This window comes from Cupriavidus sp. TMH.W2 (assembly GCF_050847365.1).
Lineage (GTDB): Bacteria > Pseudomonadota > Gammaproteobacteria > Burkholderiales > Burkholderiaceae > Cupriavidus.
In genome coordinates this window covers 3,220,544-3,234,900 of sequence record NZ_CP193792.1, presented here as the reverse complement: position 1 = coordinate 3,234,900, position 14,357 = coordinate 3,220,544, and the positions used below count along the sequence as shown (strand labels likewise).

Below are 14,357 nucleotides of genomic sequence, written 5' to 3'. Positions count from 1 at the left end.
AGCCGCCAGGGGCCACCCGCGCTGCGGGCGGCCGACATTTGATGCCTCAAGTATATGCGCGATGCGCGCCGCCGCCCTGCCGGCGATCAAATCGCCTTCAATCGACCTTGGCGCCCGAATCCTTGACTACCCTGGCCCACTTGGCGGTTTCGGCGCGGATGAACGCGGCGAACTGCTCCGGCGTGTTGCCGACGGGCTCGGCGCCCTGCGCCTGCAGGCGCTCGCGCACGGCCGGGGCGCCCAGGGCCCTGGCCACTTCCTGCTGGATGCGGTGAACGATGTCCGGCGGCGTGCCGGCCGGCGCCAGCATGCCGAACCAGGAGCTGGCTTCGTACTGCGGCAGGCCCGCTGCCTGGGCGACAGTCGGCACCCCGGGCAGTGCCGGCGACGGCCTGGCGCTGGTGACGGCCAGCGCCTTGAGCTTGCCGCTCCTGATCAGCGCCATCGACGAGGGCAGGTTGTCGAACATCACCTGCATGGTGCCCCCCGCCAGGTCCGTCAGCGCCGGGCCGCTGCCCTTGTACGGGAAGTGGACCATGAAGGTCCGGGTCTGCGTCTTGAACAGTTCCCCGGCCAGATGGATCGAGGTGCCGTTGCCGCTGGAGGCCATGTTGAGCTTGCCCGGATTGGCGCGCGCATAGGCGATCAGGTCTTTGACGCTATCGATCTTGTTCTGCTGCGCGAACGCCGGGTTGAGCACCAGCACGTTGGGCACGGCCGCCACTTCGGTGATGGGCGCGAAGTCCTTGATCGGGTCGAACGGCAGCTTGCCGTACAGGGACTGGTTGATGCCATGGGTGCCGACGGTGCCCATCAGCAGCGTGTATCCGTCGGGTGCGGCCTTGGCTACGATGTCGGCGCCGATATTGCCGCCGGCGCCGGGTCTGTTGTCGACCACCACGTTCCAGCCCGGCAGCTTCGCCAGCTCGGCAGCCACCGCACGCCCGAGGATATCCGTGGTGCCGCCGGCGGCGAACGGCACCACCAGTCGGATCGGCTTGTTCGGATAAGGATCTGCTGCCAGCACAGCCTGGCCGACAAGCGCGGCGAGACTGCCGGACAGCAACAGCGCGACGACGCGCCGGCGATGGGATGGCATGCAGGGTCTCCTGGGAGTGGCCGGGCGGTCCGGTTGGTCTGGTCAGTGCATTTTAGTTGCCGCCTTCGCGTACGCCGATGAGGTGATGCCCTATGACCGCAAGTTGGCTGCGCCAACGAATAAAGGCACCCGAAGGTGCCTTTCCAGTTCGAGCGCGATGCGCTCAGAACTTGTGGCGGATACCCACGCCGGCGGCAAACTGGTTGTCCTTGCCCTGGCCCAGGAAATAGGCGTTGGCAAAGCCGATGGCCGACGTATCGAAGTTCACGCCCGCGTTCTTGGTATAGGCGGTGGTCAGGTACACGTCGGTACGTTTCGAGAGGTTGTAGTCGGCAATGAAAGTGATTTGCCAGGGGTTCTTCGGGTTGACTTGTGCGCCGGTCTGGCTGGGCGGCACAACCAGCTTCATCAGGTCGTCGTAGTAGTACGACAGGGTCAGGCCGAGTGCCGGGGTCACCTGGTAGTTCGCGCCGATCCAGTACAGGTTGTCCTGCATCAGCTTGCGGTCGGTGCCATTGTTCAGACCCCAGCGGTAGCCGGCCATGATCTTGGCCGGGCCGAAGGCATAGCTTCCTGCGAAAGCGGCCTTCTTGAAGCTGCCGGTCGCGCCCGCGGCGTTCAGCGTCGGGTTGTACTGGTCGTAGGCGGCAGTTGCGCCGAAGGGGCCGGCGGCGTATGACACGGCAGCGCCGTAGGCGCTGTCGCGGCGGAACTGGCCCGGTACTTCACCGGTTGCGGCATTAGCGAACCAGGGCGAAGGCGTGCCGACGCCGAACGACCAGTGGGCTTCGGCCGTGACGGGACCGAACACGCCGGTGTACTTGACGGTGTTGTCCTCGCGGAAGTTGCTGCCAAGTTGGAAGACGACCGGTTCATATTGCGTGGCGTAGCCTGCCGGCGAGAAATTGGCCAGCGCATCGAACATGGACGTGTACTGGCGGCCGAGGGTAACGCGGCCGAAGCTGCTGCTTTCCAGACCCACAAACGCCTGGCGGCCGAACAGACGGCCGCCTTGCTGCAACTTGCCGTCGTCAATGCCGAACCCGCTTTCGAGCACGAACAGTGCCTTGAGGCCGCTACCCAGGTCTTCCACGCCGCGCAGGCCCCAGCGGGAGCCGGACAGGCCGCCGGAATTCAGCCGCACCAGGTTGTGCGCCGCGCCCGGGAACGGGTTCGTTACGCTTGCGGTGGTCGGCGTGCTTTGCGACATGTTGCTTACATACTCGATGTTGGCATCGACCACGCCGTAGAGCGTGACGCTCGATTGGGCTTGCGCAGCCCCGGCAAATGTGCCAAGCGCTGCCAGCGCCAGAAGCGATTTCTTCATGCTCGTTGATCTCCACTGTAAGAATTATTGGTGACTGCCCGGGGGAACCTCCTGTTGGTCTCCATCCCCCGCGCGTCAAACTTCGTTGGAAGTTGCGAAGTACTGTAACAAACAACTTTTCATTCACTAGTCGGGCTCAACCCCCTTGTCTGCTTTTAACAACTCAGGGTTTTTGAGTAGCCGGGCGTATCAATGCAAGGCGGGATGCGGGCTGGCGCCGATTAGAGGCAAGCTACAATACGGGTAATCCCGATGGTCCTGCGCGTGCCGCGCCACGGCTGCGCACCCCACCATGGCAGGGACTGCCGCGAACCAAGACCAACCGCCTCTGCGACATGGACACCCTGATCAAAGAATTCGACGTGGCATTGCGCGCCATTGCCGGCGCCACGCGCTCGGCGCGCGCCAACCCGGCTGACCGGCTGGCGCCGGACACGGAACAGATGAGCGCCGACGAACGCCGCCATGTGGCCGGCCTGATGCGCATCAATCATGTCGGCGAGGTCTGCGCGCAGGCCCTGTACCAGGCGCAGAAGCTGACCGCGCGCAACGGCGCGGTGCGCGCGCAGATGGATGCCGCCGCGCGCGAAGAGGAAGACCACCTGGCCTGGTGCGCCGAGCGCCTGCGCGAGCTGGGGTCGCGTCCGAGCCTGCTCAATCCGCTGTGGTACGCCGGCGCCTTCGCCATCGGCTGGGTCGCCGGCCGCGCGGGCGACCGCGTCAGCCTGGGCTTCGTCGCCGAGACCGAGCGCCAGGTCGAGCACCACCTGGGCGGGCACCTGGACCGCCTGCCCGAGGCCGACGGCCGCTCGCGCGCCATCCTCGAGCAGATGCGCGACGACGAGATCCGCCATGGCGACGCCGCGCGCGAGGCCGGCGGGATGCCGTTGCCCGCGCCGGTGCGGGCGCTGATGCGCGGCGCGTCGCGCGTGATGACCACCGCCGCTTATCGAATCTGATGCGGGCCTGAAGCCTGCCTGCCGCCGGGCCCTGGATTCAGCGGGGCTGGCGGGCAATTGTTGTATCCTTTCTCCGCGCGACGGGACAGGTCTTTCCCGCGCCGCCGGCAGTTCCCCCTCAAGTGGTTCTCAGGTGGTTTCTCTGCTTTCCTCCCTAAGATCTTCATTTCATTAAGGATTCACTTTTTCGGTGCGTGAAGTGTGCGCGCTAAGTCATTGTTCTGATTCAAAAAATCTCGTTTGCTGCCCTGCTTGCAGCCTTGACCGCCCATATCGCTTCCTCTAAAGTGGGAAATAGTGTGAGGAAGTGTATTTTTGTGTGAAATTGGGCCCCGACCGTGGGATGATCTCGTCATAGTCGGAACAGAAGGATTCACGCGCATGCCGGCCGGCAACTGGCCGGCAGGGACCGGGAGCAAGCTTGTTTCAGGGAGCTTCGGCACTCTCGCTGGATGCCAAGGGGCGGATGTCTGTTCCGTCCCGGCATCGCGAGGCGCTGCAACAGCAGGCCGAGGGCCGGGTGACGCTGACCAAGCACCCGGATGGCTGCCTGCTGCTGTTTCCCCGGCCCGAGTGGGAAAACTTCCGCACGCGCATTGCAGCGCTGCCGATGGATGCGCACTGGTGGAAGCGCATCTTCCTGGGCAACGCCGCCGACGTGGAAATGGACGGCGCGGGCCGGGTGCTGATCGCACCGGAGCTGCGCAGTGCCGCCATGCTCGACAAGGAAGTCATGCTGCTCGGCATGGGCAGCCATTTCGAAGTGTGGGATGCCGCGACCTACGCCGCCAAGGAACAGCAGGCGATGGCGCAGGGCATGCCCGAGGCATTGAAGAATTTCTCTTTCTGACGAAGTCATGAGTCCTACCGGAACGCCGGCAACCCCCGCCCTGCACCATCGCACCGTGCTGCTGGACGAGGCCGTCGAGGCTCTGGTCTGGCGGCCGGACGGGGCCTACGTCGACGGCACCTTCGGCAGGGGAGGGCACAGCCGGGCGGTGCTGGCCCGGCTGGGGCCGGACGGGGCCCTGGTTGCGTTCGACAAGGACCCAGCAGCAATCGCAGAAGCGGGCACCATCAAGGATGCCCGCTTCTCCATTGAGCACGCGAGCTTTGCGGCCATGGCCGAACGCCTGTCGGGGCGCGGCCACGTCGCTGGCGTGCTGCTCGACCTGGGGATCAGCTCGCCCCAGATCGATGAGGCGGCGAGGGGGTTTTCCTTTCGTTTCGAGGGCCCGCTGGACATGCGCATGGACACCACGCGCGGCATCACTGCCGCCCAGTGGCTGGCGCAGGCGGATGAGCAGGACATTGCCAGGGTGATACGAGACTATGGGGAAGAACGGTTTGCTGTACAGATTGCAAAGGCGATTGTTGCTCGCCGGCGCGAACCCGGCGATGGCGGACCCGTCGCCACTACTGCCGACCTTGCCGCGCTCGTGGCGAAAGCCGTCAAAACACGCGAGAAGGGTCAGGACCCTGCGACCCGCACCTTTCAGGCTCTACGGATTCACGTCAATCAAGAGCTTGAGGACCTCGAAAGAGGGCTGAAGGCGGCCTATGAACTGCTGCAGGTCGGAGGGCGCCTGGTGGTGATCAGCTTCCACTCGCTGGAGGACCGCATCGTCAAGCGGTTCATGGCGGCGCACGCCCGTCCCCAGCAGGATGCCGACCCGGCGCTGCGCCGCGCGCCGCTGCGCGCGGCCGACCTGCCGCAACCGACGCTGCGCCTGCTCGGCCGCTACAAGCCCGGCGCCGACGAGGTGGCCGCCAACCCGCGCGCGCGCTCGGCCGTGATGCGCGTGGCCGAGAAGCTGGCGCCCGCGGCGCCCGCCGGCGGAGGTGCGCGCGCATGAACCGCCTGACCTTCTTCCTGCTCGCCGCGCTGATCCTGTGCGCGCTGTCGCTGGTGAGCGCGCAGCACCAGGCGCGCACGCTGTTCGTGGCGCTGGAGCGGGCCCAGTCTGAAGAGAAGCAGCTCGATATCGACTGGTCGCGCCTGCAGTACCAGCAGAGCGCGCTGGGCAAGAGCGCGCGCATTGCCGATACGGCGCGCGCGCAGCTGAAGATGGCGCCGGTCAACCCCGGCAAGACCCAATACCTGTCCGGCATCGTGCTGCCGCCGCCCGCCGAGGCGGCGCCGGCCAGTGCCGCGGAGGCGCGCCGATGAGCATGGCCCGTCCCAACCCGCCCCGCCGCGACCGCAACGGCACCGCCTCGCGCCCGCGCAGCGGCCAGTTCTCGGCCAGCCCGGTGCTGGGCCTGCGCCTGCCGATGTGGCGCTCCAAGCTGGTGGTGTTCATGATGTTCGCGGCCTTCGCCGCGCTCGCCGTGCGCGCGGCCTGGATCCAGGGCCCGGGCAACCAGTTCTATGAGGCCGAGGGCAAGAAGCGCTTCCAGCGCACGCTGGAGCTGCCCGCCACGCGCGGCAAGATCCTGGACCGCAATGGCCTGGTGCTGGCCACCAGCCTGCCGGTCAAGGCGATCTGGGCGGTGCCAGAAGACGTGCCCAACCAGGTCGACGCCGCCAAGATCCGCCAGCTGGCCAAGCTGCTCGGCATGTCGGAGAAAGACCTGGGCAAAAAGCTGTCCGAGGACAAGGGCTTTGTCTACCTGAAGCGCCAGGTGCTGCCCGACGTCGCCGACAAGATTGCCGCGCTGAAGATCGAAGGCATCCACCAGACCCGCGAATACAAGCGCTTCTACCCGGAAGGGGAGGCGATGGCGCATATCGTCGGCTTCACCAACGTGGAAGACCGCGGCCAGGAAGGCGTGGAGCTGGCGCGCGAGCCCGGCCTGGCCGGCCGTGCCGGCGCGCGCCAGGTGATCAAGGACCGGCTGGGCCGCGTGGTCGAGGACGTGGGCGTGCTGAAGACGCCGCGCGACGGCGAGGACATCCAGCTGTCGATCGACGCCAAGATCCAGTACCTGGCCTACAACGAGCTCAAGGCCGTGGTCGAGCGCCACAAGGCCAAGGCCGCCAGCGCGGTGGTGCTGGACGCCCAGACCGGCGAAGTGCTGGCGCTGGCCAACTGGCCCACCTACAACCCCAACGACCGCAGCCGGCTGTCCGGCGAGCAACTGCGCAACCGCGTGCTGACCGACACCTTCGAGCCGGGCTCGATGATGAAGCCGATCACTATCGGCCTGGCGCTGCAGCTCAAGCGCGTGACGCCGTCCACGGTGGTCACCACCGCCGGCAAGTACAACTTCGAAGGCGCGACCATCAGCGATACCCACAACTACGGGGCCCTGACCGTGAGCGGCGTGATCCAGAAGTCGAGCAATATCGGCACGACCAAGATCGCGATGCTGATGAAGCCGCAGGAAATGTGGGACATGTTCACCAGCGTCGGCCTCGGCCAGGCGCCCAAGATCGGCTTCCCCGGCGCCGTGGCCGGCCGCGTGCGCCCGTTCAAGAGCTGGCGGCCGATCGAGCAGGCCACGATGTCATATGGCTATGGCCTGTCGGTCTCGCTGTTCCAGATGGCGCATGCCTACACCATCTTTGCGCACGACGGCGAGCTGATCCCGGTGTCGATGTTCCGCACCAGCGGTCCGGTCACCGGCGAACGCATCCTGTCGCCGCAGGTGGCGCGCGATGTGCGCGCCATGCTCGAGACCGTGACCGCGCCCGGCGGCACCGCCCCCGAGGCGCAGGTGATGGGCTACCGCGTCGGCGGCAAGACCGGCACCGCCTACAAGCATGAAGGCCGCGGCTATAACCGCAGCAAGTACCGCGCCTCGTTCATCGGCCTGGCGCCGATGTCGAACCCGCGCGTCATCGTGGCGGTCAGCGTGGACGAGCCCACCGCCGGCAGCCACTACGGCGGCCTGGTGGCCGGCCCGGCGTTCGCGGCCATTACCGGCGGCACGCTGCGCGCGCTGAATGTGCAGCCCGATTCGCCGATCCGCCAGCTGGTGGTCAGCGACAAGGTGCAGGAGAGCGAACCGTGGAGTTCGACCCAATGACGGCCAAGCCACTGCTTCCGCTCGAAGTCACCGCCCAGGCCAGCAACGCGCTGGCCTGGCTGCGTACCAACGTGGCCGCCGCGGCAAAGCTCACCGGCGATACCCGGCGCCTGGCGCCCGGCGATGTGTTCTTTGCCTACGTGCTCGGCAACGCGCGCCTGGCCACCGACGGCCGCCCCTATATCGCCCAGGCGATCGCCGCCGGTGCCGGTGCCGTGGTCTACGAGGCCGACGGCTTCGACTGGCGCTTCGGCGACGTCGTGCCGCACCTGGCCGTGAGCCACCTGCACCAGCTGGCCGGCCCGATCGCCGCCGGCTGGCATGGCAACCCGGTGCGCGGCCTGGCCGTGACCGGCATCACCGGCACCAACGGCAAGACCTCGTGCAGCCAGTGGCTGGCGCGGGTGCTGCAGGCCGCCGGCACGCCCTGCGCGGCCATCGGCACGCTGGGCACCGGCTTCCCGGGCGCGCTGCAGGCCACCGGCTTCACCACGCCCGACGCGGTGCAGCTGCAGGCCAGCCTGGCCGCGCTGCATGACGCCGGCGCACGCGCGGTGGCGATGGAAGTGTCCTCGCACGGCCTGGAGCAGGAGCGCGTGGCCGGCACGCATTTCTCGGTGGCGGTGCTGACCAACCTGACCCAGGACCACCTCGACTACCACGGCTCGATGGCCGAGTACGAGGCCGCCAAGAGCCGCCTGTTCCGCTGGGACGGCTTGCGCACGGCCGTCATCAACCGCGACGACGCCATGGGCCGGCGCCTGCTGGCGGCCGATGCCGCCGCCATCGCCGCGCCGCACGTGATCGAATACGGCATCGACGGCCCGGGCGCGGCCATGGTGCGCGGCCCGCGCGGCGAGTGGCTGCGCGCCACCAGTGTGCGCGCCACGCCCACCGGCACCGCCTTCCATATCGACGGCAGCTTCGGCAGCGCCGAAATGGCCACGCCGATGATCGGCGCCTTCAACGTCAGCAACCTGCTGGCAGTGCTGGGCGCGGCGCTGGCCAACGGCGTGCCGTGGGACGCGGCCATTGCCGCGCTGCGCGCGCTGACGCCGGTGGAAGGACGCATGGAGCTGTTCGGCGCCGGCGGCGGCCCGGATGCGCCGCTGGCCGTGGTCGACTACGCCCACACGCCCGACGCGCTTGAGCAGACCCTGGCCGCGCTGCGCCCGGTGGCGCAGGCGCGCAACGGCCGCCTGTGGTGCGTGTTCGGCTGCGGCGGCGACCGCGACCCGATCAAGCGCCCGCTGATGGGCGCGGTGGCCGAGCGCCTGGCCGACGAGGTCATCCTGACCAGCGACAACCCGCGCAGCGAAGACCCGCAGGAGATCCTGGAAGCCATTGCCGACGGCATGGCCGAGCGCGCGCGCGGGCGCCAGATCGAAGACCGCGCCGCCGCCATCCTCTATGCCGTCAGGCACGCGGCCGCGGCCGACGTGGTGCTGGTGGCGGGCAAGGGCCATGAGGCCACCCAGGAGATCCAGGGCCGCAAGCGCCCGTTCTCCGATCGCGAACACGTACGCCTGGCACTGGCCACACGCGGAGTATCGGCATGAGCCAGACCCCAATGACTACCTTGCAGCAAGCCGCCGGCTGGATCGCCGGCGCGCGCGTTCGCGGCGACGGCGCCGTGCAGTTTGCGCGCGTGCATACCGACAGCCGCAGCGTCGGGCCCGGCGACCTGTTCGTCGCCCTCAAGGGCGAGCGCTTCGACGCGCACGACTTTATCGCCGACGTGGTGGCGCGCGGCGCCGCCGCGGTGCTGGTCGGCCGCGAGGTCGATGCCGGCGTGCCGGCCATCGTCGCTCCGGATACGCGCCTCGCGCTGGGCGAGCTGGGCGCAGGCTGGCGCCGCCAGTTCACGCTGCCGGCGGTGGCGGTGACCGGCAGCAACGGCAAGACCACGGTCAAGGAAATGATCGCGGCCATCTTTGCCGCGGCGGTGGGCGAGGACCAGCGCCTGGCCACCGGCGGCAACCTGAACAACGATATCGGCCTGCCGCTGACGGTGCTGCGCCTGCGCGCCACGCACAAGCTGGCGGTGCTTGAGCTCGGCATGAATCATCCGGGCGAGACCGTCTACCTGGCCGGCATCGCCCAGCCCACCGTGGCGGTGATCACCAACGCGCAGCGCGAGCACCAGGAATTCATGGTCAGCGTGGAAGCCGTGGCGCACGAGCATGCCGCCGCGATCGCGGCGCTGCCGGCCGGCGGCGTGGCGGTGTACCCGTTCGACGCGGAAAGCGGCGGCGCTCACGCGCCGGTGTGGCGCGAGGCCGCGGGCGCACGCCGCGCGCTGTCGTTCGGCACCTCGCAGCGCGCCGATGTGCACGCCACCGTGACGCTGGTCGACGGCGCCCAGTTGATGCAGGTGCGCGCGCCTGGCCATGCCTTCGACGTGCGCCTGGCGCTGCTGGGCGAGCACAACGTGCGCAACGCGCTGGCCGCCATCGCCTGCGCGCTGGCCGCGGGCGTGCACGTGCCCGCGATCCAGTCGGGCCTGGCCGGATTCAGTGCGGTCAAGGGCCGGCTGCAGGTCAAGTACACGACGGGTGGGACGGTAGTCATCGACGACACCTATAACGCCAACCCCGACTCCATGCGCGCCGCCATCGACGTGCTGGCCGGCTTTGCCGCGCCGCGCGTGCTGGTGCTGGGCGACATGGGCGAAGTGGGCGATCAGGGCCCGGCATTCCACGAAGAGATCGGTGCCTACGCGAAGGCGCGCGGCGTCGACACGCTGTGGGCGACCGGCGCACTGGCCGTGCATGCGGTGCAGGCATTCGGTGCCGGCGCCCGGCATTTCGGCACCGCGGAAGACCTGGTGACGGCACTGGAGGAAGACAGCAGGGGCATGGTGGCGCAAGCGGGCGCCGTGCTGGTGAAGGGATCGCGCTTCATGCGCATGGAACGGATGGTCGCGGCGCTGGTCGCAGACACTTCCGCCCACTAAATAAGACAACACGATGTTATTGGCTCTGGCCCAGTGGCTGCAAAACGACTACAGCTTCCTCCGGGTCGTCAACTACCTGACTTTCCGCGCGGTGATGGCCAACCTCACCGCGCTGCTGATCGGGCTGGCGTTTGGTCCGTGGGTGATCCGCAAGCTGACCGAGCTGAAGGTCGGCCAGGCGGTGCGCACCATCGGCCCGCAGACGCACCTGGTCAAGTCCGGCACGCCGACCATGGGCGGCGTGCTGGTGCTGGTTTCGATCGCGGTGTCGACGCTGCTGTGGTGCGACTGGGGCAACCGGTTTATCTGGGTGGTGATGCTGGTCACCTTCGGCTACGGCGCCATCGGCTGGGTCGACGACTACCGCAAGGTGGTGTATCGCGACCCGCGCGGCATGTCGAGCCGCGAGAAGTTCTTCTGGCAGACGCTGATTGGCCTGGTGGCCGCGGTCTACCTGGCGTTCTCGGTGTCGGAAAGCAGCAACGTGAGGGTGTGGGACCTGTTCCTGAGCTGGGTCGAGGGCGGGCTGTCGCTGGACATGCCCTACAAGTCCAACCTGATCGTGCCTTTCTTCAAGGAGATCAGCTACCCGCTGGGCGTGGCCGGCTTCATCGTGCTGACCTACCTGGTGATCGTGGGCTCGAGCAATGCCGTCAACCTGACCGACGGCCTGGACGGTCTGGTGATCATGCCGGTGGTGCTGGTCGGCAGCGGGCTGGGTGTGTTTGCGTATGTGATGGGCAGCGCGGTCTACAGCAAGTACCTGCTGTTTCCGCATATCCCGGGCGCGGGTGAGCTGCTGATCTTCTGCTCGGCGCTGGCCGGGGCGGGGCTCGCGTTCCTGTGGTTCAACGCGCACCCGGCGCAGGTATTCATGGGCGACGTCGGCGCGCTGGCGCTGGGCGGCGCGCTGGGCACGGTGGCGGTGATCGTCCGCCAGGAGATCGTGCTGTTCGTGATGGGCGGCATCTTCGTGGTGGAAACGCTGTCGGTGATGCTGCAGGTGACGTGGTTCAAGATCACCAAGCGCCGTTATGGCGAAGGCCGGCGGCTGTTCCGGATGGCGCCGCTGCATCACCATTTCGAACTGGGCGGCTGGAAGGAAACCCAGGTCACGGTGCGCTTCTGGATCATCACCATGCTGCTGGTGCTGATCGGGTTGTCGACGCTGAAGTTGCGTTAATGGCGGCGCAGGTCAGGGACTGACGGCGCTCTCTCTTTAGATACAGGAAACCAAGGGCAGGAAATCGAAGTGTTTGGCGAGCTGCAGAAACCTCATGTGCTGGTACTGGGCCTCGGTGAGTCGGGGCTGGCCATGGCGCGCTGGTGTGGCCTGAACGGCTGCGCGGTGCGCGTGGCCGACACGCGCGAGGCCCCCGCCAACCTTGTCTTCCTGCAGGCCGAGCTGACTTCGGCCGAATTCGTCGGCGGCCCGTTCTCCGACAGCCTGCTCGACGGCATCGGCCTGGTGGCGATCAGCCCCGGCCTGTCGCCGCTGGAAGCCGGCACCGGCGCGCTGCTGGCCGCCGCGCGGGCGCGCGGCATCCCGGTGTGGGGCGAGATCGAGCTGTTCGCGCGCGCGCTGCGCCACCTGGAAGCCGAGTCCGGCTACGCGCCGAAGATCCTGGCGATCACCGGCACCAACGGCAAGACCACCACCACCGCGCTGACCGGCCGGCTGGTCGAGCGCGCCGGCAAGAGCGTGGCGGTGGCGGGCAATATCAGCCCGTCGGCGCTGGACAAGCTGTCGGCCTGCATCGCCTCGGCATCGCTGCCGGACGTGTGGGTGCTGGAGCTGTCCAGCTTCCAGCTGGAAACCACGCATACGCTGGCGCCGGCCGCGGCGACCGTGCTCAACGTCACCCAGGACCACCTGGACTGGCATGGCTCGATGGAGGCCTACGCCGCGTCCAAGGCCCGCATCTTCGGGCCGGCTGACAGCGAGTGCGTGCAGGTGCTCAACCGCAACGACCGCCTGACCCTGGACATGGCGCGCCCCGGGCGCACCCTGGTGACCTTCGGCACCGACCTGCCGGAAGCGCCGGGCAGCTTCGGCATCCTGCGCGAAGGCGGCATGCCCTGGCTGGTGCTGGCCGAACCCGATCCGGATGCGGAAGGGGAGGGCAAGCCGCGCCGCCGCAAGGCCGCCGAGGCGGCCCGGGAAGCCATGCCGGTGCGCCACAAGCGCCTGATGCCGGCCGACGCGCTGCATATCCGCGGCATGCACAACGCCACCAACGCGATGGCCGCGCTGGCGCTGTGCCGGGCCATCGGCCTGCCCATGAACGCACTGCTGCACGGCCTGCGCGAGTACCGCGGCGAGCCGCACCGAGTCGAGTGGGTCGCCACCATCGACGACGTGGAGTATTTCGACGACAGCAAGGGCACCAACGTGGGTGCTACCGTGGCCGCGCTGTCGGGGCTGGACAAGCGCGTGGTGCTGATCGCCGGTGGCGAAGGCAAGGGCCAGGACTTCTCGCCGCTGGCCGCGCCGGTGGCGCAGTACGCGCGCGCGGTGGTGCTGATCGGCCGCGCGGCGGGTGAGCTGCGCGAGGTGCTGACTGCGGCCTTGCAGGGCAGCGGCGCCAGCCTGGCCGACGCCACCACGCTGGAAGACGCCGTGACGAAGGCCGCCGAACTGGCCGAAGCCGGCGATGTGGTGCTGCTGTCGCCGGCGTGCGCCAGCCTTGACATGTTCCGCAACTACGTGCATCGGGCCGAGGTCTTCCGCGGCGCGGTGGAAGAACTGGCCCTGTCACGGGGGATCCTGCCATGAACGATGCACAGGTCAAGCGCAGCGGTTTTATCGGCGCCACCATCGGCAATGCCTGGGGCGGCCTGCGCGACGCGGTGTCGGGCGTCAAGCCGACCCGTTCGCGCATGATGGAGTACGACCAGCCCATGCTGTGGGTCTCGATCGTGCTGCTCGCACTCGGCCTGGTGATGGTCTATTCGGCCTCGATCGCGCTGCCGGACTCGCCGCGCTACGCCAACTACCGCGAAAGCCACTTCCTGCTGCGGCACGCGTTTGCGCTCTTGATCGGGCTGTCGGTCGGGCTGGCCGCGTTCCAGATCCCGGTGAAGGTGTGGGACCGCTATGCGCCCAAGCTCTTTATCGTGGCGCTGATCCTGCTGGTGATCGTGCTGGTGCCGTTCATCGGCAAGGGCGTGAACGGCGCGCGGCGCTGGATTCCGCTGGGCGTGATGAACTTCCAGCCGTCGGAGCTGATGAAGCTGGCGGTGGTGCTGTATGCCGCCAACTACACCGTGCGCAAGCAGGAGTGGATGCAGACCGTGTCCAAGGGATTCCTGCCGATGGGCGTGGCGGTGGTGGTGGTGGGCATGCTGCTGCTGCTGGAACCCGACATGGGCGCGTTCCTGGTGATCGCCGCGGTGGCGATGGGCATCCTGTTCCTGGGCGGCATCAACGGCAAGCTGTTTGCGGGACTGGTCGGCGTGGCGGTGGGCGCGTTCGCGCTGCTGATCACCGCGTCGCCGTGGCGGCGCGAGCGGATTTTCGCCTACCTGAATCCATGGGAAGAGAGCAATGCGCTGGGCAAGGCCTACCAGCTGACGCACTCGCTGATCGCTTTCGGGCGCGGCGAGTGGACCGGTGTGGGGCTGGGCGGCAGCATCGAGAAGCTGCACTACCTGCCCGAAGCGCATACCGACTTCATCCTGGCGGTGATCGGCGAGGAATTCGGCTTTATCGGCGTGCTGGTGGTGATCGTGCTGTTCTACTGGCTGGTGCGCCGCGCCTTCGGTATCGGCCGCACCGCGCTGCAGCTGGACCGCACCTTTGCCGGCCTGGTGGCCAAGGGCATCGGCGTGTGGATCGGCTGGCAGACCTTTATCAACATGGGCGTGAACCTGGGCCTGCTGCCGACCAAGGGGCTGACGCTGCCGCTGGTCAGCTATGGCGGCTCGGGGATTCTGATGAACTGCGTGGCGCTGGCGATCCTGCTGCGGATCGACTATGAGAACCGGGTGCTGATGCGTGGAGGGAAGGTATGAGCCCTCAATCCTTCATTGCCCGTCGTTCCC

At 67.9% G+C, this 14,357-nt stretch carries 12 protein-coding genes; 10 read left to right on the top strand and 2 right to left on the bottom strand.

Going from position 1 to position 14,357, the window contains the following annotated elements; translation table 11 throughout:
• Positions 1-97 precede the first annotated feature (97 nt).
• A complete protein-coding gene (locus ACREYQ_RS14830; protein ID WP_432258325.1) occupies positions 98-1,099 on the bottom strand; it encodes a Bug family tripartite tricarboxylate transporter substrate binding protein in 1,002 nt (333 codons plus the stop codon).
• A gap of 163 nt (positions 1,100-1,262) precedes the next feature.
• Positions 1,263-2,426 carry a porin gene (locus tag ACREYQ_RS14825; RefSeq protein WP_432258324.1) on the bottom strand — a complete coding sequence of 388 codons (1,164 nt, stop codon included), beginning with the start codon at positions 2,424-2,426 and terminating at the stop codon, positions 1,263-1,265.
• Positions 2,427-2,761: 335 nt separating this feature from the next.
• Here ACREYQ_RS14825 and coq7 point away from each other — a divergent pair, with 335 nt between their 5' ends.
• The 10 genes from coq7 (at position 2,762) to ftsW (ending at position 14,327) form a co-directional block, all read left to right on the top strand.
• Positions 2,762-3,385: a 2-polyprenyl-3-methyl-6-methoxy-1,4-benzoquinone monooxygenase gene (gene coq7 / locus ACREYQ_RS14820; protein ID WP_078198637.1), complete on the top strand. Its 624-nt coding sequence runs from the start codon at positions 2,762-2,764 to the stop codon at positions 3,383-3,385.
• Between the two features lie 421 nt (positions 3,386-3,806).
• Positions 3,807-4,235: a division/cell wall cluster transcriptional repressor MraZ gene (gene mraZ / locus ACREYQ_RS14815; RefSeq protein ID WP_432258323.1), complete on the top strand. Its 429-nt coding sequence runs from the start codon at positions 3,807-3,809 to the stop codon at positions 4,233-4,235.
• 7 nt (positions 4,236-4,242) lie between these two features.
• Complete coding sequence (gene rsmH, locus ACREYQ_RS14810; protein ID WP_432258322.1) at positions 4,243-5,241, top strand: 16S rRNA (cytosine(1402)-N(4))-methyltransferase RsmH; 999 nt, start codon at positions 4,243-4,245, stop codon at positions 5,239-5,241.
• Positions 5,238-5,555 (top strand): cell division protein FtsL, encoded by a 318-nt coding sequence (ftsL, locus tag ACREYQ_RS14805; RefSeq protein WP_432258321.1) that lies wholly within the window; start codon positions 5,238-5,240, stop codon positions 5,553-5,555. Before rsmH ends, ftsL begins: the two co-directional genes overlap by 4 nt.
• Complete coding sequence (locus ACREYQ_RS14800) at positions 5,552-7,357, top strand: peptidoglycan D,D-transpeptidase FtsI family protein (protein ID WP_432258320.1); 1,806 nt, start codon at positions 5,552-5,554, stop codon at positions 7,355-7,357. The genes ftsL and ACREYQ_RS14800 overlap by 4 nt, the downstream gene beginning before the upstream one ends.
• Positions 7,354-8,916, top strand: a complete 1,563-nt coding sequence (locus ACREYQ_RS14795; protein ID WP_432260423.1) for a UDP-N-acetylmuramoyl-L-alanyl-D-glutamate--2,6-diaminopimelate ligase — start codon at positions 7,354-7,356, stop codon at positions 8,914-8,916. The genes ACREYQ_RS14800 and ACREYQ_RS14795 overlap by 4 nt, the downstream gene beginning before the upstream one ends.
• Positions 8,913-10,313, top strand: coding sequence for a UDP-N-acetylmuramoyl-tripeptide--D-alanyl-D-alanine ligase (locus ACREYQ_RS14790; protein WP_432258319.1), 1,401 nt, complete (start codon positions 8,913-8,915; stop codon positions 10,311-10,313). Before ACREYQ_RS14795 ends, ACREYQ_RS14790 begins: the two co-directional genes overlap by 4 nt.
• A 13-nt stretch (positions 10,314-10,326) precedes the next feature.
• Entirely contained in the window at positions 10,327-11,496 is a 1,170-nt protein-coding gene (gene mraY, locus ACREYQ_RS14785; RefSeq protein WP_432258318.1) for a phospho-N-acetylmuramoyl-pentapeptide-transferase, read from the top strand.
• A gap of 69 nt (positions 11,497-11,565) precedes the next feature.
• Positions 11,566-13,089, top strand: coding sequence for a UDP-N-acetylmuramoyl-L-alanine--D-glutamate ligase (gene murD / locus ACREYQ_RS14780; RefSeq protein WP_432258317.1), 1,524 nt, complete (start codon positions 11,566-11,568; stop codon positions 13,087-13,089).
• A complete protein-coding gene (ftsW, locus tag ACREYQ_RS14775) occupies positions 13,086-14,327 on the top strand; it encodes a putative lipid II flippase FtsW (RefSeq protein WP_432258316.1) in 1,242 nt (413 codons plus the stop codon). Before murD ends, ftsW begins: the two co-directional genes overlap by 4 nt.
• Positions 14,328-14,357 lie beyond the last annotated feature (30 nt).